Below are 22629 nucleotides of genomic sequence, written 5' to 3'. Positions count from 1 at the left end.
CTCCGGAGCGTAGTTGACCGGCCTCGCCGACCCCCTCGACCGAGGCCGCGCGCACCGGGCCCGGAGCCGACCTAGGCTGCTGCCGTGGTCTCCCCCGCCCTGCTCGTCGGCCCGGCCGGGCCCGCCGACTTCCCCCGGATCGCCGAGCTGACGGTCGGTGTCTACACCGCCGAGGACCTGGTCTCCCCCGGTTACGTGCCGCAGCTGGCCGACGTGGCCGGACGCGCCGAACGGGCCGACCTGCTGGTGGCCCGCGACGCCGACGGGCAGATCGTCGGCAGCGTCGCACTGGTGCTGGAGGGCGACTTCGGCGAGGTCACCGAGTCACCGGACGAGGCGGCGTTCCGGATGCTCGCCGTCGACCGCGCGGCCCGCGGCCGCGGGGTGGGCGAGGCGCTGGTGCGTGCCTGCCTGGACCGGGCGCGCGCGGCCGGACGGCACCGGATGGTGCTCTCCACCGGCGACCGGATGCACGCCGCACACCGGCTCTACGAGCGGCTGGGCTTCACCCGGCTGCCGGAGCGGGACTGGACGCCGGTGCCGGGCATCGACCTGTGGGTGTACGCGCTCGACCTCTGAGCCGGCGCCCCGGCCGCAGCGGTCAGGCGGGGACGACGGTGGCGATGAGGTCGCCCTCCTGGAGCACCTCGCCCTCCACCACGTGCAGCTCGGCGACGGTGCCGGTGAACTCGGTGAGCACGGGGATCTCCATCTTCATCGACTCGAGGATCACCAGCGTGTCACCGGCGGCGACCTCGGCCCCGGGGGCGACGAGCACCTTCCACACGCTGGAGACCATCTCGGCGTGGACCTCCTGGACCGCCACCGGTGCCTCCTGTTCCGCGAGCTGCACCGCCGGGCTCGACGGTGTGCTCATCCAAGCACGCGCCGGCGTCGGTCCCGACGCGCGATCGGCGGGGACGCCCGCCGGCTCAGCGTCCGATCCGGCCGGCCGGGTCAGGACGGGTCGGGCACCAGCGCGCCGGAGATCCGGTGCAGCACCCCGCAGACCGCGGCACCGTCGTGCGGCACCCCGGTCTCCGGGAGCCCGCTGAGCAGCTCCGTGGCCTCCCGGGCGGCGGTGGGGGCGTCCGGGGCCCCCGCGCTCACCGTGGCCAGCAGCGCGTCGTACCAGCCGTCCAACCGGTCGCCGCGGTCGTAGCCGCTGACGGCCACGACCTCGGTGTCGCCGGCCTCCCGGCGCGGCGGCCGGTCGGGCAGCGGGCCGGTCACCCGACCGGCGGTGCCCGGCGGCAGCGTGGAGCGCAGCTGCACGGCCAGCGCTGCCCGCGGCGCGGCCGGCTCGGTGCCCGGTCGGCTCCCGGCACCGGCCCCCACGGCACTGCGCAGGCTGAGCTCGACGGCGTCCACGCCGTGCGCGCGCTCGAGCACGGCCATGTCCAAGGAGAAGCCGGCGGCGACCTCGGCCAGCTCCCCCTCGGGGTCGATGCCCACGGTGACCAGCCCCCGCCACCCGACCTCGGGCAGCCGGCGGGCCGCGGCGGGGAGCGGGCCGAGCCCGGCGGGCGGCGTCCAGGAGACGCGTGGGGTGCCACCGGCACGGTCCCGCAGGACGGGGGTGACGTGGTGCAGGCCCTCGGCGGTGACCCAGGCGAGGAACCCGCGCTCGCTGGCCGGCTCCACCCCGTCACCACCCAGGCGCTCGAGCACGTCGGGGTCAGGCCCCACCCACGTCAGGCCCGCGGCGGCGACCGCCGCCGCCAGCCGGGCACTGCCGGCCAGCACCGGGGGCACCGGCAGGACCGCGTCGACGCGCGTGCGGCGAGCGGCCTCGACCAGGCGTCGCTCGTCCAGGTAGGACTCGGTGGCGGGCGCCGGGCCCAGCAGCACCGACTCGTCGGCCATCCGCACGTGCCGGGCGTCGCGCTCGGCCTCGGAGCAGACGGCCACCGACTTCACGCCCAGCCGCCCGCAGGCACGGATCACCGCGCAGGCCATCGGCCCCCGGCCGGCGACCAGCACGCTCTCCACTGCCTGGACCACGTCTCCCCCGTCCCCGGCTCCCGCCGGACCACCGCCCCTGCGCCGGCCCCGTGCACCCGCACGGACCCGTGCCGACCCGTGAGACCCTTGCAGGGTCAGCTTGGCCGGTCGAGGGGCACCCCGCATCCTGCAGGGGCCCCGCGCCGGCCCGATCAGCAGCTGGGCACGACCCCGGCGAGCACACGGCCCGCCGAGGAGCACGGCCCCGTCGAGAGCACGTGAGAGGAGGGCAGCGATGTCCAAGCGTGGACGCAAGCGGCGTGCCCGTAAGAAGAGCGGCGCCAACCACGGCAAGCGCCCCAACGCCTGACGACACCGACGAGGCCCCGTCCTCGGCACCCGCGACGTCTCGGGTGCCGAGGACGGGGCCTCGTCGTCGTCCTGGCCGGCGCCGGAGGGGCTAGGAGCGCTCCTCCGGGAGCCGCTCGGTGTAGGTCTCGACGCTGGCCCGCTCGACCCGCACCTGGGTGCCGTCCTCCTCGAAGGAGACGCTGGTCAGCTGGACCTTGATCCGGTCGCGCAGACCCACCGGGGTGGGGTCGCCGCCGCAGCGGCGCCGGACCAGCGCCTTGAACTCCTGCTCGATGCCGAACTGCCGCAGGCAGGGCGAGCAGTCCTCGAGGTGCTCGGCGATCACCGCGCGGCGGGCGTCGTCGGTCTCGTGGTCGAGGAACTCGAAGACGTGGGACAGCACGTCGTCGCAGGAGGAGATGTCGTCACCGTGGACGCCGTGCCCCTGGACGTCGTGCCGCGCGCCGTCGTGAGCGTCGGTGCTCATGAGCGGGTCGCCTCCTCCGCGGCCCCGGCGCGGACGAAGCCGCGCTCGCGGGCGTAGTCGGCCAACAGCTTCTGCAGACCGCGACGGCCGCGGTGCAGGCGGGACATCACCGTGCCGATGGGCGTGCCCATGATCTCGGCGATCTCCTTGTAGGCGAACCCCTCCACGTCGGCGAGGTAGACAGCCAGCCGGAAGTCCTCCGGCAGCTGCTGCAACGCCTCCTTGATGTCGGAGTCCGGCAGGTGGTCCAGCGCCTCGATCTCGGCCGACCGCAGCCCGCTGGAGGTGTGCTCCTCGGCGGCGTAGAGCTGCCAGTCCTGCACCTGCTCGGTGGGGTACTGCTGCGGCTGCCGCTGCTTCTTGCGGTAGCTGTTGATGTAGGTGTTCGTCAGGATCCGGTACAGCCACGCCTTGAGGTTGGTGCCCTCGGCGAACTGGTGGAAGGCCGAGTAGGCCTTGACGAACGTCTCCTGCACCAGGTCCTCGGCGTCGGAGGGGTTGCGGGTCATCCGCAGCGCTGCCGGGTACAGCTGGTCGAGGTAGGGCAGCGCGTCCCGCTCGAACCGGGCGTCGCGCTGGGCCCTGGTCTCGGCGAGCTCGGCGCGGCTGCCGTCGGCGCGCGCCTCGGGGGTCTGCTCGGGTGCCCCCGTCTCGACGACGGGGCTGTCGACAGCGGGATCTTCGGGCACCGACCGTCCTCTCTGCGGCGCCCGGGAACGGGCGACCACGTCGGTCGATCCTAGCCGGGAACGGGCCGGTCGGCCGGGGGGACGGCGGACGGGCGCGGAGCCGCGCGCTGTGCGCGCCGGGGCGCCCGGGACTGTGCTGCTCACGGTCGGTGCAACGGCGGCCGCCCGGGGTCGATTCCCCGATGCGCCCCTCGATCACGCGCGCCCACCTGCGGCCTAGGCTGCTGCGCCGTGGCGGCGACACCGGCGGTGCGGGCTCTGGAGAGGGCCCGTGTCCCGTTCTCCCTGCACGAGTACGACCCGGCCGACGGCGCCGACGGGCACGGCTGGGGCGGCGTCGCCGTGGCGGCTCTGGGGGCCGACCCGGCGCAGGTGTTCAAGACCCTGGTCACCCGGGTCGACGGCGCGCTCACCGTCGCCGTCGTCCCGGTCGGCGGCCAGCTGGACCTCAAGGCGCTGGCCGCCGCCGCGGGTGGGCGGAAGGCCGCCATGGCCGACCCGGGCGACGCCGAGCGGAGCAGCGGCTACGTGCGCGGCGGGATCAGCCCGCTGGGTCAGCGGAAGGCGTTGCCGACCGTGGTGGACGACAGCGCGCTGACCTTCGCCACGGTGCTGGTCAGCGCCGGGCGACGCGGGCTCCAGGTCGAGCTGCCGCCGGCGGACCTGGTGCGGCTGACCCGGGCACGCACCGCACCCGTCACCCGCTGGTGACGGCCCGGCGGTCAGCGGGCCGTGGTCGGGTAGGGGGTCAGCAGCTGGTCGACCGGCGCGAAGTCGTCGGTGAGCACGCCGGCGTCCCCGACGAACTCCTCCAGCTCGGCGCCCTCGGCGACCTGCCAGGCCAGCCCACGGTCGGCCATCGCCGCGGCGATCTCCGCCGCCGGCAGCGGGCGCTGGGAGGCCACCGCGACCACGTTGCCGCCGTCCTCCCCCGCCAGCACGGGCGCGCGGGCCAGCAGCAGCACGTGGTCGAACACCTGCCGCATGGTCGCGAGCTCGGCCCGGACGAACGACAGCGGCGGGTGGTCGATGAGGTTGACCGCGTAGACGCCGTCGGCGGTCAGCGCGTCGTCGACCAGGCGCAGCGCCTCGACCGTGGTGAGCTGCCACGGCACCGACAGCCCGCCGAAGGCGTCGCCGACGACGAGGTCGCGCTGGCCGGCGGGCTCGTCGTCCAGCCCCACCCGCGCGTCGCCGACCCGTACCTGCAGCTCCGTGGAGGTCTCCAGGCCCAGCTCCTGCTCGTCGATCGCGACGACGCCGGGGTCGACCTCCAGCACCAGGCTCTCGGTGCCCGGCCGCACCTCCGCCAGGTACCGGGGCAGGGTGAGCCCGCCGCCACCGACGTGCAGCGCCGAGAGCGGCTGACCGGCCGGTGCCATCGCGTCGGTGACCGAGGCGATCGCCTGGACGTAGGAGAACTCCAGGTGGGTCGGGTCGGCCAGGTCGAGGTAGGAGTGCCGCAGGGTGTCCAGCAGCAGCACCCGGCCGGTCTCGCGTTCGGGGTCGGCCACCACCCGGGCGCAGTGGTAGGCGGTCTCCCGCTCGCAGGGCGTCGGCGCGACGGCCGCCAGCACCGGCGCGGCCACGGCCAGGGCCAGCAGCCCGACCGGCAGCCGGCCGGTCACGCCCGGCGTCCGGCGTCGCAGCAGCACCGACAGCGCCACCCCGACCAGGACGACGAGCAGCCCGGTGCCGACCAGGATGACGCTGCTGGGCAGCACCGCGACCAGCACGAAGCCGGTGGCGAACGTGGCGACGATGCCGCCGATGGTGCCGATGCCCGACAGCCGCCCGACCACCGAGCCGGTCTGGGCCAGGCTGCCCAGCTGCAGCGCCACCACCATCGGCGGGACGGCGGACAGCAGCGCGGCCGGCACCACGACGGCGACCGCGGCCAGCAGCAGCACGTTGCCCGCGGCGGCGCCGGTGAGCAGCTCCCCGGCGAACCGGACCAGCGGCAGCACGGCGACCACCAGGGCGCCGCCGGCGACCATCAGCGGCGCGATCAGCCGGCGGGGGTCGGTGCGGTCGGCGGTCGCGCCACCGGCCCAGGCGCCGACCGCGATCGCGGCGAGGGCGAACCCGATGACCGCGGTGCTGGTCTGCAGGGTGATGCCGACGTAGGGCGCGATCAGCCGGAGACCGACGATCTCCAGCACCAGCACCGCCCCGGAGGACAGGAAGGTCACGCCGGCGGCGATCCAGCCGGGCAGCGCCCGGGACCCGGGCTCGGGCGACGGGGCGGGCGGGGCGGTCGGTTCGGGGTCCAGCGGGCTCACCTCGGGATCGGGGGGACTGTCAGAACAGGGCCGGCTGGTCGGCGGGCTCGCTGACCGACTCGACCCGGGCGGTCAGCTGCGGCCCGTTGTTGGTCACGTTGCCCACCGCCGGGCCGACCGGGCGGATCTCCAGCCGCTCGACGACGCCGGCCGGGGTGGGCTCGGCCAGCGCGGCGACGTCCTGCTGGGCCGGGTCGAGCCAGTCGGCCCAGCGGTCGCGGGGCAGCACGAGCGGCATCCGCGGGTGCACCTCGGCGAGCGCGCCGACGGCCGGTGCGGTGACCACGGTGCAGGTGTAGAGCCGCTCCTCACCACGGCCCCACACCTCCCAGAGACCGGCGAAGGCCAGCCCGGAGCCGTCCTCGGGCGTCACGTAGAAGGGCTGCTTGCCCGGCCGGTCCTGCCGGGGCGCCCACTCGTACCAGCCGTCGGCGGGCACCAGGCAGCGCCGGGTGGCCGCCGCGGTGCGGAACGCCGGCTTCTCGGTCAGCGACTCGACCCGGGCGTTGAGCATCCGGTTGCCGATCGACACGTCCTTGGCCCAGGAGGGCACCAGCCCCCAGCGGACCACCCGCAGCTCGCGGTGGCCACCGCCGGTGAGCGCGCCCTCGGCGTCCCGCTCCTTCTTGTGCCGGACGACGTACACGTCCTTGGTGGGCGCGACGTTGTGGTCGGCCGGCAGTGGGGGCTGCCCCTCGGCGACGACGGCCTCGAACTCCAGCACCAGGTCCTCCGGACGGCGGCTGGCGGCGTAGCGACCACACACGGCGCTCTCCTCCCCGGCCGCCCGCGGGGAGGGCGGCCCAGCTGCGAGCGTAGGTGCGCCCACCGACGTCCTGCGCCGGCAGCCGCCGGGAGCCCCGGGGTGCAGGCGGGCACCGGGGAGGGGTAGGACGGGGACAGCAGACCCGACGAACCGCGACGACGCACCACGGAGGGCACATCTCGTGACGACCACCCAGGCTCCCTCGACCGAGCAGCCGAAGACCGCGAGCGACGCAGGGGCACGCCCCTACGCCACGGTGAACCCCTACACCGGGGAGACCGAGCAGGAGTTCCCCTTCCTGGAGACCGACGCCATCGACGGTGTGGTCGCGCAGGCCCACGCGGCCTTCGGCGACTGGCGCCGCCGGTCGGTGGCCGAGCGCGCCGCCGTCGTCGGCCGGGCCGCGGAGCTGATGCGCGAGCGGCAGGACGAGCTCGCCGCGCTGATCACCCGGGAGATGGGCAAGCGGATCCAGGAGGCCGCCGGGGAGGTGCAGCTGGCCGCCAGCATCCTGGAGTACTACGCCACCAACGGCCCGCGCTTCCTCGAGCCCAGGCCGATCGACGTGATGGGCGGCGGCGAGGCCGAGGTGGTCAACGAGCCGATCGGCGTCCTGCTGGCCATCGAGCCGTGGAACTACCCGCTGTACCAGGTGGTGCGGGTGGCCGGCCCGAACCTGACGCTGGGCAACACCGTCCTGCTCAAGCACGCGGAGAACAACCCGCAGTGCGCGCTGGCGCTGGAGCAGCTGTTCCGCGACGCCGGGGCCCCCGAGGGGGTCTACACGAACCTGTTCCTGCGGATCGCCGACGTCGAGCAGGTCATCGCCGACCGGCGGGTGCAGGGCGTGACGCTGACCGGCAGCGAGCGGGCCGGGTCGAGCGTGGCCGCCCTCGCCGGCAAGCACCTGAAGAAGTCGGTGCTGGAGCTGGGCGGCAGCGACCCGTTCATCGTGCTCGACGCCCCGGACCTCGGCCGCACCGTGAAGGCCGCGACCATGGCCCGGATGGCCAACACCGGCCAGGCCTGCATCGCCGCCAAGCGGATCATCGTGCTCGACGACGTCTACGACGAGGTCGTCGCCGGGCTGCAGCAGGCCTTCGGCACCTTCACCCCCGGCGACCCGGCCGACCCGGCCACCACGCTGGGCCCGCTGTCGACCGAACGGGCCGCGCAGGACCTCGCCGCGCAGATCCAGGACGCCGTCGACAAGGGCGCCACCGTGCTCGCCGGCGGCAGCCGCCCCGAGCACGAGGGGGCCTTCGTCGAGGCGACGCTGCTGGCCGACGTCACCCCGGAGATGCGCGCCTACCACGAGGAGCTCTTCGGCCCGGCCGCCGTCGTCTACCGGGCCAAGGACGCCGACGAGGCCGTCGCGCTGGCCAACGACAGCGACTTCGGGCTGTCCGCGGCGGTCTACAGCGGCGACACCGAGCGGGCCCGCGAGGTGGCCGACCGGCTGGAGTCGGGGATGGTCTGGATCAACCAGCCCTCGGGCTCGTCGGCCGAGCTGCCCTTCGGCGGGGTGAAGCGGTCCGGTTACGGCCGGGAGCTCTCCGAGCTGGGCATGTTCGAGTTCGCCAACCGCCGGCTGGTGCGCACCATGCCGCCGAAGAAGCAGGCCCAGCCGGCCCAGCACACCGGCGGGTGAGCGCGCGCTCCGGGTGCTGTCGCCACAGCACCCGGAGCTGCCATCCTCACCGGCCATGAGGTTCTCCACGACCGTCGAGCTGCACGGGAAGACCGCCACCGGGATGGTCGTGCCCCCGGACGTCGTCGAGGCCCTGGGGGGCGGCCGGAAGCCGGCCGTCACCGTCCGGCTCAGTGCGCACACCTACCGGACGACGGTGGGCAGCATGGGCGGGCAGTTCCTCATCCCGGTCAGCGCCGAGAACCGCGCCGCGGCCGGGGTGTCCGCAGGCGACCCGGTCGAGGTCGACGTCGAGCTGGACACCGCCCCGCGGGTGGTCGAGGTGCCTGCCGACCTGGCCGCCGCGCTCGACACCGAGCCCGCGGCGCGGCAGCGCTTCGACGCGCTCTCCCACAGCGCGCAGCGCCGGCACGTGCTGGCCGTCGAGGGCGCCAGGACCGAGGCCACCCGGCAGCGGAGGGTGGCCGCCGCGGTCGGCACGCTCCTGGAGGAGGCCGGCAGGGCAGGATGAGCGGCATGGTCGAGGTCTGGCGGACGCCGTCGCGCGACGCCCCCGTGGACGCCGTCGTCACCCTGCCCGGCTCGAAGTCGATCACCGCCCGCGCGCTCGTGCTGGCCGCGGTCGCGGACGGACCGAGCCGGCTGGTCCGCCCGCTGCGCGCCCGGGACACCGAGCTGATGGCCGCCGGGCTCCGCGCGCTCGGCGTGCGCATCGACGCCGACGGCGACGACTGGCTGGTCACCCCGGGCGAACTGCGCGGCCCGGCCGAGGTCGACGCCGGCCTGGCCGGGACGGTGCTGCGCTTCCTCCCCCCGGTGGCGGCGCTGGCCACCGGCCCGGTGCGGCTGGACGGCGACCCGCGGCTGCGCGAGCGGCCGAACGCCGGGCTGATCGGCGGGCTCCGCGGCCTGGGCGTCGAGGTCGAGGACGGCGGCCTCGGCCGGGCACCGTTCACCGTGCACGGCACCGGGAGGGTCCGCGGCGGCGCGGTGACCGTCGACGCCAGCGAGTCCAGCCAGGTGGTGTCCGGGCTGCTGCTGGCCGCCGCGCGGTTCGACGCCGGGATCGACCTGACCGTGGCCGGCAGCCTCCCCTCGATGCCGCACGTGGCGATGACCGTGCGCACGCTGGCCGAGCACGGCGTGCAGGTCACCCGGACCGACGGCGGCTGGCGGGTGGCGCCCGGCCCGATCGCCGCGCTCGACCGCGTGGTGGAGCCGGACCTCTCCAACGCCGCGCCGTTCCTGGCCGCCGCGCTGGTCACCGGCGGGCGGGTGACCGTCCGCGACTGGCCGGGCGACACCACCCAGCCCGGGGCCCAGCTCGACCGGCTGCTCACCGCCATGGGCGCCCGGGTGCGGCGCACCGACGCGGGGCTCGAGGTCACCGGCGGCGCACGGATCGCCCCGCTGGCGGCCGACCTCGGCGAGGTGGGCGAGCTGACCCCGGTGCTGGCCGCGCTCTGCGCGCTGGCCGACGGCCCCTCCCGGCTGACCGGCATCGCGCACCTGCGCGGACACGAGACCGATCGGCTGCAGGCGCTGGACGAGGTGCTCAGCGCCGTCGGTGCCCGGGTCGAGCAGCTCCCCGACGGCCTGGTGATCACCCCCGGCCCGCGTCGTCCGGCCCGGCTGGACTCCTACGCCGACCACCGCATGGTGCACGCGGCGGCGCTGCTCGGGCTGGCCGTCGACGGCGTCGAGGTCACCGACCCGGCCGCGGTCGCCAAGACGCTGCCGGACTTCCGCGAGCGCTGGGCCGGGTTGCTCGGCGAACCGGCCGGGGTGGGCCGTTGACCGCCGGAGCCCGGCCGTGAACCACCGGACGGGCGTGCGATGAGCCGGCGGATGGACAAGCGGTCCGACGAGGACGACGTCCGGGTCCGGCCGACCCGGCACGGCTCGCGCCCGCGCACCCGCACCCGGCCCGCGCACGAGGACGCCGCCCCCGGCCTGGTGATCGCGGTCGACCGCGGCCGGATGCAGGTGCGGATCGCGGACCCCGACGGCGCCCCGGTCGAGGTGACCGCGATGCGCGCCCGCGAGCTGGGCCGGCACGGGGTGGTCGTCGGCGACCGGGTGCGCATCGTGGGCGACACCTCCGGCCGCCCGGACACCCTGGCCCGGATCGTGGTGATCGAGGACCGGGTGACGTCGCTGCGACGCACCGCCGACGACACCGACCCGACCGAGCGCATCGTGGTCGCCAACGCCGAGCTGCTGGTCGTCGTCACCTCGGTGACCGACCCCGACCCCGCGCTGGGCTTCCTGGACCGCTGCCTGGTGGCCGCCTACGCCGGTGGCCTGGCACCGCTGCTCTGCCTGACCAAGACCGACCTGGCCAGCCCCCAGCCGCTGCTGGACCGGTACGCCGGCCTGGAGGTCGAGGCGGTGCCGATGTCGCGCGAGGCGTCGCTGGACGAGCTGCTGGAGCGGCTGACCGGGCGGATGAGCGTGCTGGTCGGCCAGTCCGGCGTCGGCAAGTCGACGCTGGTCAACCGGCTGGTGCCCGACGCGTTCCGGGCCACCGGCGACGTCAGCAAGATCGGCAAGGGCCGGCACACGTCGTCCTCGGCGGTGCTGCTGGACCTCCCCGGCGGGGGCACCGTGATCGACACCCCCGGCATCCGCTCGCTGGGGCTGGCGCACGTGACCGCCCAGGACGTGCTCGCCGCCTTCGACGACCTGGCCGAGGCCGCCGTCGACTGCCCGCCCGGCTGCGGGCACACCGCCGAGGACCCGGACTGCGCGCTGGACGCCTGGGCCGCCGACGGCCCACCCGCCCGCGCCGAACGGCTGGGCAGCTTCCGCCGGCTGATCACCGCCGTCGGGCAGCTGGCCCCCGGTCACTGAGGAAGGACCCCCTCTCCCCCCACGCCTCGCACGCTCGGCGCGGGCCCCTGAGAGGGGGCCGGTCCAGCACGTCACCACACTCGCCGCGGGGCCCTGTGAGGGGGCCGAACCGCAGCGAGTACCGCGAGACGTCGTCAGATCCGCGATCGGCGGGTCGGTCAGATGGCCCGCGGGGTGATCGGGCGCTCGAGCACGCCGCCGGCGCCGTCCGGGTCGACCCGCCAGGCGCGGGCGCCCGGGCGGACGGTCACCGCCTCGGCCAGCTCGGTGCCCAGGTAGTGCAGGCCGACGCCGTCCTCGGTGGCCAGGCCACCGGGCAGCTCCCCCGCCGCCACCATCCGGCGGTACGCCGCCCGCCGCGGCTGCTCGGTCGAGTCGTCGTGCACCGCGTTGCTGTGCGGCAGCAGGGCCAGCCCCTCGGTGAACGGCGCCAACCGCTCCGACCAGGCGTCGGTCGGCCCACCCACGTGCCAGCACAGGCTGCCCGCGCTCGGTCCGGCCAGCAGGACGCCGGCCTCCCAGCACTCCCGGAGCACGTCGGGGAGACCGTGCGCCCGCCAGACCGCCATCAGGTTGACCACGCTGCCCCCCTCGACCAGGACGACGTCCTGGGTGAGCAGGTGGCTGCGCACGTCGGGCACGCTCGGCTGCGGGAAGAGGGTCAGCACGCTGAGCACGACGTCGTCCCGGCCGCCGAAGACCCGCTGGTACGCCGAGACCGCGGCCGGGTCGTCGCCCACCGCCGTCGGCACGTAGCAGAGCCGCACCGGGCCCGCCTCCTGCCGCCGTGCCGCACCGAGGGCGAGCACGTGCTCCAGCAGCGGCCGGTTCCCCCGCTCACCCGGCCGTGGCGTCAGCACGCCCGAGAAGGCGAACACCTGCCTGCGCACCCTGGTACCTCCCGTTCTCCGCCCGGTCACCCACGGTGCCGGCCGGACTCAGACCTCGACGTAGCCGCCGCTGCGCCAGTAGACCCCGGACCCACGGGTCAGCAGCCCCTCGTCCACCAGGTGTCGGCGGAGCGCGGCCACGTCGGGGTGCCAGGCCGCCAGCAGTGCGTTGACCTCCCGCTCGGGGTACCGGACGCCGGGCTCGAACACGTGCACCAGGTGCCCGAGCACCACGAGCCGCTTGCTGCGCTGGGCCGGGACGGAGACCAGCCGCCCGTCCCGCAGGAAGGCGCGCAGCACGGCGTCCTCCTCCGGGTCCGCCGACAGCGGCTCCACCGGCGGTGCGGTCGCGGCGGCGGCCCGCGCAGCGGCACCGAACTCGTCGGTGTGCAGCGCCAGGACGTGCCCGTCACGGTGCACCAGGCCGGCGCGGGCCAGCCGCCGGGCGGCCAGCGCGACGTCCTTGAGCGACAGGCCCGACAGCCCGGCGACGTCCTCGATCGAGCCCGCGCCCAGCGCCAGGGCCGCGACGACCTTCAGCCGCACCGGGTCCGCGAGCAGCCCGACGATCGTCCCCGCCTCCATCCCCCGACGGTATCCGGGCCCGGCCACGCATCGCCGCAGCGCCCGCGGGGTAGGTGCCCGGCATGGTGAGCCCGATCGACATCCAGAAGGCCCTGTCCGGCATCGACTACCCGGCGAAGAAGGACGACGTGGTCAAGCACGCGGAGTCCAACGGCGGCGGTGACGACGTCCTCGAGGCGCTCAAGGGCATCGACGACCAGGAGTACGACACCCCCGCCGCAGTGAGCAAGGCCGTCTTCGACTGAGGAAGGACCCCCTTCCTCCCCACCCTTCGCGAGCTCAGGGCGGGCCCCTGGAAGGGGGCCGGCCAGCACGTCACCACGCTGGGGGCGGACCCCTGGAAAGGGGGCCGTTCCAGCACGTCACCACGCTCGGGGCCGGCTCCGGAGCAGAGGCCGGTCCAGCACGTCACCGGTGGTGGTCGGGGGTCGGGCGGCCCCCGACCGCTAGGTTCGGGCCATGACGGCTGGCCAGCGGGGGTACAACGAGGACATGCGCCTGGCGCACGTACTGGCCGACCAGGCCGATGCGATCAGCCTGGACCGCTTCCGCGCGCAGGACCTCCGGGTCGAGACCAAGCCCGACCTGACGCCGGTCACCGACGCCGACCGCGCGGTCGAGGAGCAGCTGCGCAGCACGCTGGCCCGGGCGCGCACCCGGGACGCGGTGCTCGGCGAGGAGTTCGGCAGCACCGGCCGTGGTGACCGCCGGTGGGTCATCGACCCGATCGACGGCACGAAGAACTTCGTCCGCGGAGTGCCCGTGTGGGCCACGCTCATCGCGCTGCTCGACGGCGACGTCCCGGTGGCCGGGCTGGTCTCGGCCCCGGCGCTCAACCGGCGGTGGTGGGCCGCGGCCGGCACCGGGGCCTGGACCGGCCGCCGGCTGGAGAACGCCACCCGCTGCACCGTCTCGCGGGTCGGCAGCCTGGCCGACGCGAGCCTGTCCTACTCCAGCCTCTCCGGCTGGGAGGAACGCGGCCGGCTGGACCCGTTCCTGGACCTGACCCGGGCGGTCTGGCGCACCCGGGCCTATGGCGACTTCTGGAGCTACATGATGGTGGCCGAGGGCGCGGTGGACGTCGCCTGCGAGCCCGAGGTCTCGCTGTGGGACCTGGCCGCCCTCGACGTGATCGTCCGCGAGGCCGGCGGCACCTTCAGCGACCTGGACGGCAACGCCGGGCCGGCCGGCGGCAGCGCCGTGGCCAGCAACGGCGTCCTGCACCCCGAGGTGCTGACGGCGCTCGCCCCCCGGGAGGGACGAGCGCCGTCGGCGTGAACCGGACCGGTCAGCGCACCGGGCCCGAGCCGCCCCGGCCGCCCTGCAGCCGGCGCCGCACGTCGTCGATCCTCGCCCGGTTCTTCGGGTCGCTGGCCAGCTGCTGGGCCTTCTCCGTCGCCTGACGGATCACCTGCTTGCCCTTCGGGCTGTTCGCGAACTGCATGACCTTGCCCATCAGCGACGCCATGACGCGTCCACCCCCTCGTCTGCACGTGGGGCCCGGTGTGGGCCCCGCTCATCGCCGGACAACGGTGCCAGCGCCCCGGGCGTTCCGCACGGCGACACCGGTTCAGCCGGTCGCCCCGGCCCACCGCGCCCGGACCCCCTGCGCCGCCGGGTCGCGCGGCTCGACGACCGGTCCGGCCGCGCGCCGGGGAGCCAGGTGCTCCCCCACGCCGCGCGCCGCGAGCCCCGCGGCCCCGGCAGCGGAGGCGCTGCGCACCTGGACGTGCTGCACCGGCCGGCCCAGCACGTCGGCCAGCAACTGCTGGACGCCGGCGTCCCTGGCACCGCCGCCGGTGAGCACCACCAGCTCCTCGCCGGGTGGCTCCAGCAGGTCGAGGCCGGCGGCCACCGCGCAGGCCACGCCCTCCAGCGCGGCGCGGGCCAGGTCCGCCCGGGTCGTGTCGGACGACAGCCCGGTCCACCCGCCCCGGTCCTGCGGTCCGGCCACGCCCCCGCGCTCGCCGGTCAGGAAGGGGCGGAAGACCACGCCACCGGCCCCCGGCGGGGACGCGGCGAGGCTGCCGACGAACGTCGTCCAGTCCAGGCCGAGCACCGACTGCACCCAGCTCCAGGCCGTGCCCGCGTTCTGCAGCGCCGCCATCGCGTACCAGCCCTCCCCCGCGTCGGCGTAGCAGTGGACGACGGGGTCGAGCACCGGCCGCGGCGTCACCCCGGGCCGGATCACCTGGGCGCCGGAGCCGAGGTTGACCTGCACACCGGCGCGGGTGCCGGCGGCCAGCAGCGCGAGTGGGGTGTCCGCGCCACCGACCACCACCGGCACCTTGCCGACCGGCAGCCGCGCCGTACCGACCACCTCGTGCCCGGGGAGCACCGCCGGCAGGAGGGCGGCATCGACGCCGGCCGCCGCGACGGCCGCCGGCGACCAGCGCTCGCCGGGCACGTCCCACAGCAGGGTGGCCGTGGCGTCGCTGCGATCGGTGACCGCCGGGGCCGCGCCGGGCACCAGCGTGGCCCGCACCGCGTCCTTGGGCAGCAGCACCGCCGCGGCGCGGTGCACCAGGTCGGGCCGGTGCCGGGCCAGCCAGGCCAGCATCGGCCCGGTCATGCCCGGGGTCAGCGGGTTGGCCAGCGCCGCCCGGTCCGCCTCCGGGAGCTCCCGCCAGCGGTCGAGCTCGCTCACCGCCCGCTGGTCGGGCCACAGCAGGGCGGGGGCGAGCGCCGTCCCGGCCTCGTCGACCAGGACGGCGCCGTGCATCTGGCCGGACAGGCCCAGGGCGGCCACCGTCCGGCCGCCCAGCTGCCCGGACAGTGCGAGCAGGGCGTCGTCCAGGGCACGCCGCCAGCCGGCGACCTCGGCCTCCGCCCAGCCGGGCTGCGGGCGGTCGACCGGGTAGGCCGCCTCCACCTCGGCCACCGGCGCGCCGTCCGGGTCGAGCGCGGCGAGCTTCAGCCCACTGGTGCCCAGGTCGGCGCCGAGGACGACGGTCATCGTCTGCCGGGGCGCTGCGTCATGCCCCGATCCTGGCCTCGGCCCGAGGTCACCGCGCGCCGGCTCAGCTGCCGCGCAGCACGCCGGTGGCGGCCAGCTCCTCGGCGACGTCGCGCAACTTGACGTTGCTGCGCTGCGAGGCGTGGGTCAGCAGGGTGAACGCCTGCTCCGAGGTGACCTTGTAGCGCTCCATCAGGATGCCCTTGGCCTGCTCGATCACCGCGCGGGAGGCCATCGCCTGGCGCATGTTCGCCACGTCGTTGGTCGCCCGCGCGGCGGCCTCGGCGTTGCCGACGGCGATCGCGACGAAGGCCGCCACCTCCTCGCCGAGCGTCACGTCCTCCTCGCCGAAGGCCCCGGGGTGCCGGGCGTGGTTGTTCAGCGCGCCGATGGTGGCGCCCTGGAAGGGCAGCGGGACAGACAGCGAGCTGAGCACCCCCAGCCCCGCGACCTGCCGTGCGTAGTCGGGCCAGCGGTCCTCGTGCCGCATGTCCTGGATGCGGAAGACCTCCCCGGACCGCCCTGCGTCGAGACACGGGCCGTACCCGCGCTCGTACTGCAGCTCGTCGGCGTCCATCGCGATCTGCCCGTCGAAGGCAGCGGTGAAGGCGCGCTCGTCACGGATGAGCGTGATCGAGGTGGCCTCGGCACCGGGGATCGCACGGCGGGAGATCTGGACGATCTCGGTCAACACCTCGGGCAGCTCCCGCCCCGCGAGGACGACGCCGGCCAGCTCCTGGTGCAGTGCGCCAAGGCTCTCGGCCATCGTCCCGGGGGTCCCTCTCCACAGCGGCGGATCGGCCGTTGGTTCGACGTCCGCCTCGCCGGGGGCCGTGCCCGACCGGCCGGACGAGCGTATACGCCGTAAAGGGCCGGGCCGCACACCGAGCCGTCCCGGGCGCCACCTGCCACGGTGTCGCCACCGCGGGCGTCTGGTGGGATGGTCGGGTCAGCCGGTGGGCGCGATCCGCCGCCGGCCCACCCGCAGAGCAGGAGACCCCGTGCAGTACGCCGAGTCCGTCGTCGAGCTGATCGGCGACACACCGCTGGTCCGCCTGAACTCCGTGACCGCCCACCTGGGGCCGGACGCGCCGCTGGTGCTGGCCAAGGTCGAGTACGTCAACCCGGGCGGCTCGGTGAAGGACCGGATCGCCGTGCGGATGATCGAGGCCGCCGAGGCGTCGGGGGCGCTGCGACCAGGCGGCACCATCATCGAGCCGACCAGCGGCAACACCGGCATCGGCCTGGCCCTGGTCGCCCAGACGCGCGGTTACAAGTGCGTCTTCGTGTGCCCGGACAAGGTCGGCCAGGAGAAGATCAACGTGCTGCGGGCCTACGGCGCGGAGGTGCACGTCTGCCCCACCGCCGTCGACCCGGCCGACCCGCGCTCCTACTACTCGGTCTCCGACCGGCTGGCCCGGGAGACCGAGGGCGGCTGGAAGGCCGACCAGTACGCGAACCCGAACAACCCACGGTCGCACTACGAGACGACCGGGCCCGAGATCTGGGCGCAGACCGACGGGAAGATCACCCACTTCGTCACCGGAGCCGGCACCGGCGGCACCATCTCCGGCGTCGGCCGCTACCTCAAGGAGGCCAGCGGCGGCCGGGTGCAGGTGATCGGCGCCGACCCGGAGGGGTCGGTCTACTCCGGCGGCACGGGCCGGCCCTACCTGGTCGAGGGCGTCGGCGAGGACTTCTGGCCCGAGGCCTACGACAAGTCGATCGCCGACGAGATCGTCGCGGTCTCCGACGGTGACTCCTTCGCGATGACCCGGCGTCTCGCCCGCGAGGAGGGGCTGCTGGTCGGCGGCTCCTGCGGGATGGCCGTCGTGGCGGCGCTGCGGGTGGCCGAGCGGCTGACCAAGGACGACGTCCTGGTCGTGCTGCTGCCCGACGGCGGCCGCGGCTACCTGAACAAGATCTTCAACGACGAGTGGATGGCCGACTACGGCTTCCTCACCGAGGCCGGCGGGGAGACCGTCGGCGAGCTGCTGTCGGCCAAGGCACGGGGCGGGGCGGGCGAGACGCCGGACCTGGTGCACACCCACCCGACCGAGACGGTGCGCGATGCGATCGACATCCTGCGCGAGTACGGCGTGAGCCAGCTGCCGGTGGTCAAGGCCGAGCCCCCGGTGACCGCCGGGGAGGTGGTCGGTTCGGTCGCCGAGAAGACGCTGCTGGACGCGCTGTTCACCGGCCGCGCCACGCTGGCCGACCCGGTGGAGCGGCACATGTCCGCCCCGCTGCCGATCATCGGCTCCGGCGAGCCGGTGTCGGCCGCGGTCGGCGCGCTGGGCGACGCCGACGCCCTCCTGGTGCACGTGGACGGCAAGCCGGCCGGCGTGGTCACCCGCCAGGACGTGCTCGGCCACCTGGTCGACATCCCGGCCGCGGCGGGTCAGTCGTGACCGGCTTCAACACCCGGGCCATCCACGCCGGGCAGGAGCCCGACCCGGCCACCGGCGCGGTCATCCCACCGGTGCACCTGACCACCACCTACAAGCAGGACGGCGTCGGCGGGCTGCGCGGCGGCTACGAGTACAGCCGCAGCGCCAACCCCACCCGGGACACGCTGCAGACCGCGCTGGCCTCGCTGGAGCAGGGCACCCGCGGGATGACGTTCGCCTCCGGGCTGGCCGCCGAGGACACCCTGCTGCGCACCGTGTGCCGGCCGGGTGACCAGGTGGTGCTGGGCGGGGACGCCTACGGCGGCACCTACCGGCTGATCTCCCGGGTGCTCGAGCCGTGGGGCGTCACGCACACCCCGGTCGACCTCAACGACCTGGACGCCGTCCGGGCCGCCGTGGCTCCGGAGGCCGTCCGGGTGGTCTGGTGCGAGACGCCCAGCAACCCGCTGCTCAACGTCTCCGACATCGCCGCGCTGGCCGAGATCGCGCACGCCTCGAACACCCTGCTGGTCGTCGACAACACCTTCGCCAGCCCCTACCTGCAGCAGCCGCTGACCCTGGGCGCCGATGTCGTCGTCCACTCCACGACCAAGTACCTCGGCGGGCACTCCGACGTCGTGGGCGGGGCGCTGGTGGTCGCCGACGCCGACCTCGGCGAGCGGCTGGCCTACCACCAGAACGCGATGGGCGCGGTCAACGGCCCGTTCGACGCCTGGCTGGTGCTGCGCAGCCTCAAGACCCTCGGCGTCCGGATGGACCGGCACAGCGCCAACGCCGGCCGGATCGCCGAGTGGCTGCTGGAGCACCCTGCGGTGGGCGACGTGCTCTACCCGGGGCTGCCCCAGCACCGCAACCACGAGATCGCGGCCAGGCAGATGTCCGGCTTCGGCGGGATGATCTCGTTCCGGCTGAGGGCGGGCGAGGAGGCGGCCCTGCGGGTGTGCGAGCGCGCGCAGCTGTTCACCCTGGCCGAGTCGCTGGGCGGGGTGGAGTCGCTGATCGAGCACCCGCACCGGATGACCCACGCCAGCGCCGCCGGCTCGCCGTTGGAGGTGCCCGCCGACCTGGTCCGCCTGTCGGTCGGCATCGAGGACGTCGACGACCTCCTCGCCGACCTGGACCAGGCGCTGGCCTGACGCCGTCGTCCTTGGTCACCCAGTGCTGTCTCCCCGAGCGGGACACCGCACTGGGTGACCAACGACGGCTCACCGCGGGGCGGTGAGGATCCTCGGGCCGTCGGCGGTGACGGCCACCGTGTGCTCGACGTGGGCGGCGCGGCTGCCGTCGGCGCTGCGCAGCGTCCAGCCGTCGGCGTCCACGCGGTAGTCGTCGCTGCCACCTGCCAGGAACCACGGCTCGATGGCGATCACCAGCCCGGCGCGCAGCGGGACGCCGCGACCGGCCCGGCCCTCGTTGGGCACGCTCGGCGCCTCGTGCATGGACCGGCCGACGCCGTGGCCGCCCTGGTCGGTGTTGATGCCGCAGCCCCCGGCCCGGCCGACCGCGCCGATGGCGGCGGAGATGTCACCGATCCGGTTGCCGACCACGGCGGCGGCGATGCCGGCGGCCAGCGCTCGCTCGGTCGTCTCGACCAGCTGCAGGTCCTCCGGCCGCGGCGTGCCGACCGGGTAGGTGCGGGCGGCGTCGCCCACCCAGCCGTCGAGGGTGGCACCGGCGTCCACGCTGAGCAGGTCGCCGTCCTCGAGCTCCTGGGACGTCGGGGTGCCGTGCAGCGCGACGTCGTTGACCGACAGGCAGAGCACGCCGGGGAACGGCGGCGTGCTGCGCAGGGGCGCGTAGCCGAGGAACGGGGAGGTCGCGCCGGCGTCGGCGAGGACCTGGCGGGCGACGGCGTCCAGCTCGGTCAGCCGGACCCCTGGCGCGGCCAGGGCGTGCACCGCGGCGTGCATGTCGGCGACCACCGCACCGGCGGCGCGCATGGCGTCGATCTCCCCGGGTGTGCGCAGCTCGATCATCTGGAGTCCTTCCGGGATTGGTATCCCGGTATTACTATCACGGCCATGGTCCGACCGCCGCTGAGCCCCGAGGAACGCGAGCGCGGCCGTCGGCTCGGTGCGCTGCTCCGCGCCGCGCGCGGTGAGCGGTCCCCCGCCGAGGTCGCCGCCGCCTCGGGGGTGAGCCTGGAGGCGCTGCGCAAGATCGAGTCCGGCCGTGTGCCGACCCCGGCCTTCTTCACCGTCGCCGCCCTGGCCGGCGCGCTCGACCTGCCACTGGACTCCCTCGTCGCCGCCCTGCACGGCCCGGCCGAGGGCGCTGCGCTCACCGCCTGACGTGGCCGGTCGCACACCCCCGTTGCCCGCCTCCACGTGCGTCCGCCGGATGGACGGGTAGCTCGTCACCGTGGACCAGCAGCGGGTGAGCGTCGTCATCGCCACCATGGACCGGCGCGAGTCGCTGCTGCGCTCCCTCGACCGGCTCGACGCCCCCGGCGGCCCACCGGTGATCGTGGTCGACAACGCCTCCGCCGACGGCACCGCCGATGCCGTACGGGCCACCCACCCCCGGGTCGACGTGCTCGAGCTCCCGGCCAACGCCGGCGCGGTGGCGCGCAACCGCGGCGTGGAGCGGGCCGGCACCCGCTACGTGGCCTTCGCCGACGACGACTCCTGGTGGGAGCCGGGCTCCCTCGATGCGGCCGCCGACCTGCTCGACGCCCACCCGGAGGTGGCCGTGGTCGTCGGGCGGGTGCGGATGGCGGCCGACGACACCGAGGACGCCGTCACCCGCAAGCACCGTGCCGAGCCGCTGGGCCGCTCCCCCGCCGGCCCGCTGGTGCTGAGCTTCCCGGCGTTCGCCGCCGTCGTCCGCCGGGACGCCCACCTGGCCGTCGGCGGCTTCTCCCCCTTCCTCTTCTTCGGCGGCGAGGAGCACCTGCTCGCCCTCGACCTCGCCGCCGCGGGATGGCAGCTGGTGTTCGCCGAGGACGTCGTCGCCTGGCACGACCCGGCGGGCCCGGACCGGCCGAGCCCCGCCCGCTGGGCGTTGCAGACCCGCAACGACGTCCTGGTCGACTGGCTGCGCCGCCCCCTCCCGGTGGCCCTGGCCGCCACCGGCCGGCTCGCCTCCAGCGCCGTGCGCGACCGGGGGGCCCGCACCGCGCTGGCCGGGGTGCTCCGCCGGCTCCCGGCCGCGCTGCGCCGCCGGCGCCCGGTGCCCGCGGAGGTGGAGCTCGGCTTCGCCACCGCCCTGCGGCCGCTGGCTCAGTCGAGCAGCTGAAGGGCCCCGGTCGGGCAGGCGCGCACCGCCGTCTCGACCGCGGCCAGGTCGGTGGGCTCGCCGACCTGGAGCCGACCGTCCGCGTCCAGCTCGAACACCTCGGGCGCCTCCAGCTCGCACACCCCCGCGCTCATGCAGACCTCGCGGTCGACCACCACCCGGGTCATCCCGCCTCCGTCAGCCGCGCCGGCAGCCGCTTGAGCCCGTTGACGAACGAGGACTGCAGCCGGGCCGGCGGCCCGATCACCTCCAGGTCGGGGAGCTGGTCGGCGAAGGCCCGGAAGGCGACACCGATCTCGCGCCGGGCCAGGTGCGCGCCGAGGCAGAAGTGCGGGCCGCGCGAGCCGAACCCGACGTGCGGGTTGGGGTCACGCGAGAGGTCGAAGCGGTGCGGGTCGGGGAAGACCGCCGGGTCGCGGTTGGCCGCCCCGTAGAACAGCAGGAACTTCGACCCGGCCGGGAACCGCTGGCCGGACAGCTCGACGTCCTGGGTCGCCGTGCGGCGCATCCAGGTGATCGGGCTGGTCCAGCGAACCACCTCCTCCACGGCGGTGCGGGTCAGGCCCGGGTCGGCGGCCCACCGGTCCCGCTCGGCCGGGTGCTCGGACAGCGCGAGCACGCCCTGGGAGATCGCGTTGCGGGTGGTCTCGTTGCCGGCGACCAGCAGCAGGATGAAGAAGGAGGCGATCTCCTGGCGGGTAAGCCGCTCGCCGTCGACCTCCGTGCTGACCAGCGCGGTGGTCAGGTCGTCGGCCGGGTGCGCGTGCCGCTGCGCGGCCAGCCGGGCCATCAGGCCGGCCAGCTCCTCCCCCGCCCGCAGGAAGGCGGTGACCATGAGCGTCTCGTCCTGCACCAGCTCCGGGTCGCCGCCGGAGAGGATGACGGTGGAGTGCTCCAGCACCATCGCCCGGTCGCCCTCCGGGATGCCCATCATGTCGCAGATGACCCGCAGTGGGATCGGCGCGGCGAGGTCCCGGACCACGTCGATGGTGCCGTCCCCGTCCGCCGCGGTGCGCCGCGCCCGGGTCACCACGTCGTCGACCACCGCCTGCACCGAGCCGACCAGCTGCTCCAGCACCCGCGGGGTGAACGCCTTGGCCACGATCCGCCGGATCTTGCCGTGCCGCGGGTCGTCCATGCTGATCAGCGAGCCGTAGAACTCGTTGAGGTCCGGGGGCATGTCCGCGATCGACACCGCGCCGGCGCCCGAGGAGAACAGCGCCGGCTGGCTGCTGATCGCCGCGACGTCGGCGTACCGGGTCACCGCGTGGTAACCGGCACCGGGCTCGATGAAGGGGACGACGGGTTCGGCGAAGAAGGCGAACGGGCGCTCCCGGCGCAGCCGGTCGAAGACCGCGTGCCGCACCTCGGGCGGTTCACCCCAGAACACCCGCTCGGACAGGTCGACGGCGTCGAGGTCGACGGCGTCCGGGTCGGGGCGCAGGGTGGGAGTCGACACGGGGGCCTCCCGAGAGCGACGGTCGTGACGCGCCGACGCTAGCCCAGTAGTGGCACAGGTCACAGTCC

27 protein-coding genes are annotated in these 22629 nt (G+C 75.4%); 13 read left to right on the top strand and 14 right to left on the bottom strand.

Translation table 11 applies throughout. From position 1 onward, the window contains the following. Positions 1-84 precede the first annotated feature (84 nt). The gene (locus ACJTNH_RS04210) at positions 85-579 is read left to right on the top strand and encodes a GNAT family N-acetyltransferase (protein ID WP_458173019.1); all 495 of its coding nucleotides are present in this window, start codon (positions 85-87) and stop codon (positions 577-579) included. A gap of 22 nt (positions 580-601) precedes the next feature. Here the strand turns inward: ACJTNH_RS04210 and ACJTNH_RS04205 are convergent, their stop codons facing one another. Together ACJTNH_RS04205 and ACJTNH_RS04200 are read right to left on the bottom strand one after the other, a co-directional pair. After that, positions 602-877: a biotin/lipoyl-binding carrier protein gene (locus ACJTNH_RS04205; protein ID WP_458173018.1), complete on the bottom strand. Its 276-nt coding sequence runs from the start codon at positions 875-877 to the stop codon at positions 602-604. An 80-nt stretch (positions 878-957) separates the two neighbouring features. Beyond that, positions 958-2004 (bottom strand): biotin carboxylase N-terminal domain-containing protein, encoded by a 1047-nt coding sequence (locus ACJTNH_RS04200; protein WP_458173017.1) that lies wholly within the window; start codon positions 2002-2004, stop codon positions 958-960. Positions 2005-2239: 235 nt separating this feature from the next. Between ACJTNH_RS04200 and ACJTNH_RS04195 the strand changes: the two genes are divergently transcribed. Further along, positions 2240-2314, top strand: a complete 75-nt coding sequence (locus ACJTNH_RS04195; protein WP_014742531.1) for a 50S ribosomal protein bL37 — start codon at positions 2240-2242, stop codon at positions 2312-2314. Between the two features lie 90 nt (positions 2315-2404). Here the strand turns inward: ACJTNH_RS04195 and rsrA are convergent, their stop codons facing one another. Then, positions 2405-2782, bottom strand: a complete 378-nt coding sequence (gene rsrA / locus ACJTNH_RS04190) for a mycothiol system anti-sigma-R factor (protein ID WP_458173016.1) — start codon at positions 2780-2782, stop codon at positions 2405-2407. After that, entirely contained in the window at positions 2779-3471 is a 693-nt protein-coding gene (locus ACJTNH_RS04185; RefSeq protein WP_458173015.1) for a sigma-70 family RNA polymerase sigma factor, read from the bottom strand. The genes rsrA and ACJTNH_RS04185 overlap by 4 nt, the downstream gene beginning before the upstream one ends. A gap of 231 nt (positions 3472-3702) precedes the next feature. Here ACJTNH_RS04185 and ybaK point away from each other — a divergent pair, with 231 nt between their 5' ends. Then, the gene (ybaK, locus tag ACJTNH_RS04180; protein ID WP_458173014.1) at positions 3703-4182 is read left to right on the top strand and encodes a Cys-tRNA(Pro) deacylase; all 480 of its coding nucleotides are present in this window, start codon (positions 3703-3705) and stop codon (positions 4180-4182) included. Between the two features lie 11 nt (positions 4183-4193). On the opposite strand, the gene ACJTNH_RS04175 is transcribed toward ybaK, so the two are convergent. Then, complete coding sequence (locus ACJTNH_RS04175) at positions 4194-5753, bottom strand: fused MFS/spermidine synthase (RefSeq protein ID WP_458173013.1); 1560 nt, start codon at positions 5751-5753, stop codon at positions 4194-4196. 19 nt (positions 5754-5772) lie between these two features. After that, positions 5773-6519 carry an SOS response-associated peptidase gene (locus ACJTNH_RS04170; RefSeq protein WP_458173012.1) on the bottom strand — a complete coding sequence of 249 codons (747 nt, stop codon included), beginning with the start codon at positions 6517-6519 and terminating at the stop codon, positions 5773-5775. Positions 6520-6700: 181 nt separating this feature from the next. On the opposite strand from ACJTNH_RS04170, the gene ACJTNH_RS04165 reads away from it, so the two are divergent. From ACJTNH_RS04165 to rsgA, 4 genes are read left to right on the top strand one after another with little or no spacing between them, the layout of a single operon-like run. Beyond that, positions 6701-8170 (top strand): NAD-dependent succinate-semialdehyde dehydrogenase, encoded by a 1470-nt coding sequence (locus ACJTNH_RS04165; RefSeq protein ID WP_458173011.1) that lies wholly within the window; start codon positions 6701-6703, stop codon positions 8168-8170. Positions 8171-8225: 55 nt separating this feature from the next. Beyond that, positions 8226-8681, top strand: coding sequence for a YdeI/OmpD-associated family protein (locus tag ACJTNH_RS04160; RefSeq protein WP_458173010.1), 456 nt, complete (start codon positions 8226-8228; stop codon positions 8679-8681). Further along, positions 8678-9967 (top strand): 3-phosphoshikimate 1-carboxyvinyltransferase, encoded by a 1290-nt coding sequence (gene aroA, locus ACJTNH_RS04155; protein ID WP_458173009.1) that lies wholly within the window; start codon positions 8678-8680, stop codon positions 9965-9967. The genes ACJTNH_RS04160 and aroA overlap by 4 nt, the downstream gene beginning before the upstream one ends. A 51-nt stretch (positions 9968-10018) precedes the next feature. After that, positions 10019-11023, top strand: coding sequence for a ribosome small subunit-dependent GTPase A (gene rsgA, locus ACJTNH_RS04150; protein WP_458173008.1), 1005 nt, complete (start codon positions 10019-10021; stop codon positions 11021-11023). A 158-nt stretch (positions 11024-11181) separates the two neighbouring features. Here the strand turns inward: rsgA and ACJTNH_RS04145 are convergent, their stop codons facing one another. Further along, positions 11182-11901: a Type 1 glutamine amidotransferase-like domain-containing protein gene (locus tag ACJTNH_RS04145; RefSeq protein ID WP_458173007.1), complete on the bottom strand. Its 720-nt coding sequence runs from the start codon at positions 11899-11901 to the stop codon at positions 11182-11184. A gap of 60 nt (positions 11902-11961) precedes the next feature. Next, positions 11962-12498, bottom strand: coding sequence for a DUF2087 domain-containing protein (locus ACJTNH_RS04140; RefSeq protein ID WP_458173006.1), 537 nt, complete (start codon positions 12496-12498; stop codon positions 11962-11964). 62 nt (positions 12499-12560) lie between these two features. Between ACJTNH_RS04140 and ACJTNH_RS04135 the strand changes: the two genes are divergently transcribed. Next, a complete protein-coding gene (locus ACJTNH_RS04135) occupies positions 12561-12743 on the top strand; it encodes a DUF2795 domain-containing protein (protein ID WP_458173005.1) in 183 nt (60 codons plus the stop codon). A gap of 214 nt (positions 12744-12957) precedes the next feature. Continuing rightward, on the top strand, positions 12958-13776 hold the full coding sequence (hisN, locus tag ACJTNH_RS04130; protein WP_458173004.1) for a histidinol-phosphatase: 819 nt from the start codon (positions 12958-12960) through the stop codon (positions 13774-13776). A 10-nt stretch (positions 13777-13786) separates the two neighbouring features. Here hisN and ACJTNH_RS04125 read toward each other — a convergent pair whose 3' ends face one another. From ACJTNH_RS04125 to ACJTNH_RS04115, 3 genes are all read right to left on the bottom strand, one after another. Beyond that, positions 13787-13966: a hypothetical protein gene (locus tag ACJTNH_RS04125; protein ID WP_458173003.1), complete on the bottom strand. Its 180-nt coding sequence runs from the start codon at positions 13964-13966 to the stop codon at positions 13787-13789. Positions 13967-14068: 102 nt separating this feature from the next. Continuing rightward, positions 14069-15454, bottom strand: a complete 1386-nt coding sequence (locus ACJTNH_RS04120; RefSeq protein ID WP_458173002.1) for an FGGY family carbohydrate kinase — start codon at positions 15452-15454, stop codon at positions 14069-14071. Positions 15455-15518: 64 nt separating this feature from the next. Continuing rightward, on the bottom strand, positions 15519-16220 hold the full coding sequence (locus ACJTNH_RS04115) for a GAF and ANTAR domain-containing protein (protein ID WP_458173001.1): 702 nt from the start codon (positions 16218-16220) through the stop codon (positions 15519-15521). A 235-nt stretch (positions 16221-16455) separates the two neighbouring features. Here ACJTNH_RS04115 and ACJTNH_RS04110 point away from each other — a divergent pair, with 235 nt between their 5' ends. Next, positions 16456-17865: a cystathionine beta-synthase gene (locus tag ACJTNH_RS04110; RefSeq protein ID WP_458173000.1), complete on the top strand. Its 1410-nt coding sequence runs from the start codon at positions 16456-16458 to the stop codon at positions 17863-17865. After that, positions 17862-19001, top strand: coding sequence for a cystathionine gamma-synthase (locus ACJTNH_RS04105; protein WP_458172999.1), 1140 nt, complete (start codon positions 17862-17864; stop codon positions 18999-19001). Before ACJTNH_RS04110 ends, ACJTNH_RS04105 begins: the two co-directional genes overlap by 4 nt. A gap of 69 nt (positions 19002-19070) precedes the next feature. Here ACJTNH_RS04105 and map read toward each other — a convergent pair whose 3' ends face one another. Beyond that, the gene (gene map / locus ACJTNH_RS04100; RefSeq protein WP_458172998.1) at positions 19071-19841 is read right to left on the bottom strand and encodes a type I methionyl aminopeptidase; all 771 of its coding nucleotides are present in this window, start codon (positions 19839-19841) and stop codon (positions 19071-19073) included. Positions 19842-19886: 45 nt separating this feature from the next. On the opposite strand from map, the gene ACJTNH_RS04095 reads away from it, so the two are divergent. Next, a complete protein-coding gene (locus ACJTNH_RS04095) occupies positions 19887-20156 on the top strand; it encodes a helix-turn-helix domain-containing protein (protein WP_458172997.1) in 270 nt (89 codons plus the stop codon). Positions 20157-20226: 70 nt separating this feature from the next. Continuing rightward, complete coding sequence (locus tag ACJTNH_RS04090; RefSeq protein WP_458172996.1) at positions 20227-21102, top strand: glycosyltransferase family 2 protein; 876 nt, start codon at positions 20227-20229, stop codon at positions 21100-21102. Here the strand turns inward: ACJTNH_RS04090 and ACJTNH_RS04085 are convergent. Together ACJTNH_RS04085 and ACJTNH_RS04080 are read right to left on the bottom strand one after the other, a co-directional pair. Beyond that, positions 21087-21269, bottom strand: coding sequence for a ferredoxin (locus tag ACJTNH_RS04085; protein ID WP_458172995.1), 183 nt, complete (start codon positions 21267-21269; stop codon positions 21087-21089). The two genes, ACJTNH_RS04090 and ACJTNH_RS04085, sit on opposite strands and share 16 nt — an antisense overlap. Continuing rightward, entirely contained in the window at positions 21266-22561 is a 1296-nt protein-coding gene (locus ACJTNH_RS04080; RefSeq protein ID WP_458172994.1) for a cytochrome P450, read from the bottom strand. The genes ACJTNH_RS04085 and ACJTNH_RS04080 overlap by 4 nt, the downstream gene beginning before the upstream one ends. Between the last annotated feature and the right edge of the window lie 68 nt (positions 22562-22629).

The organism is Modestobacter lacusdianchii (assembly GCF_054177765.1).
This window is presented reverse-complemented; position numbering and strand designations above follow the sequence as displayed.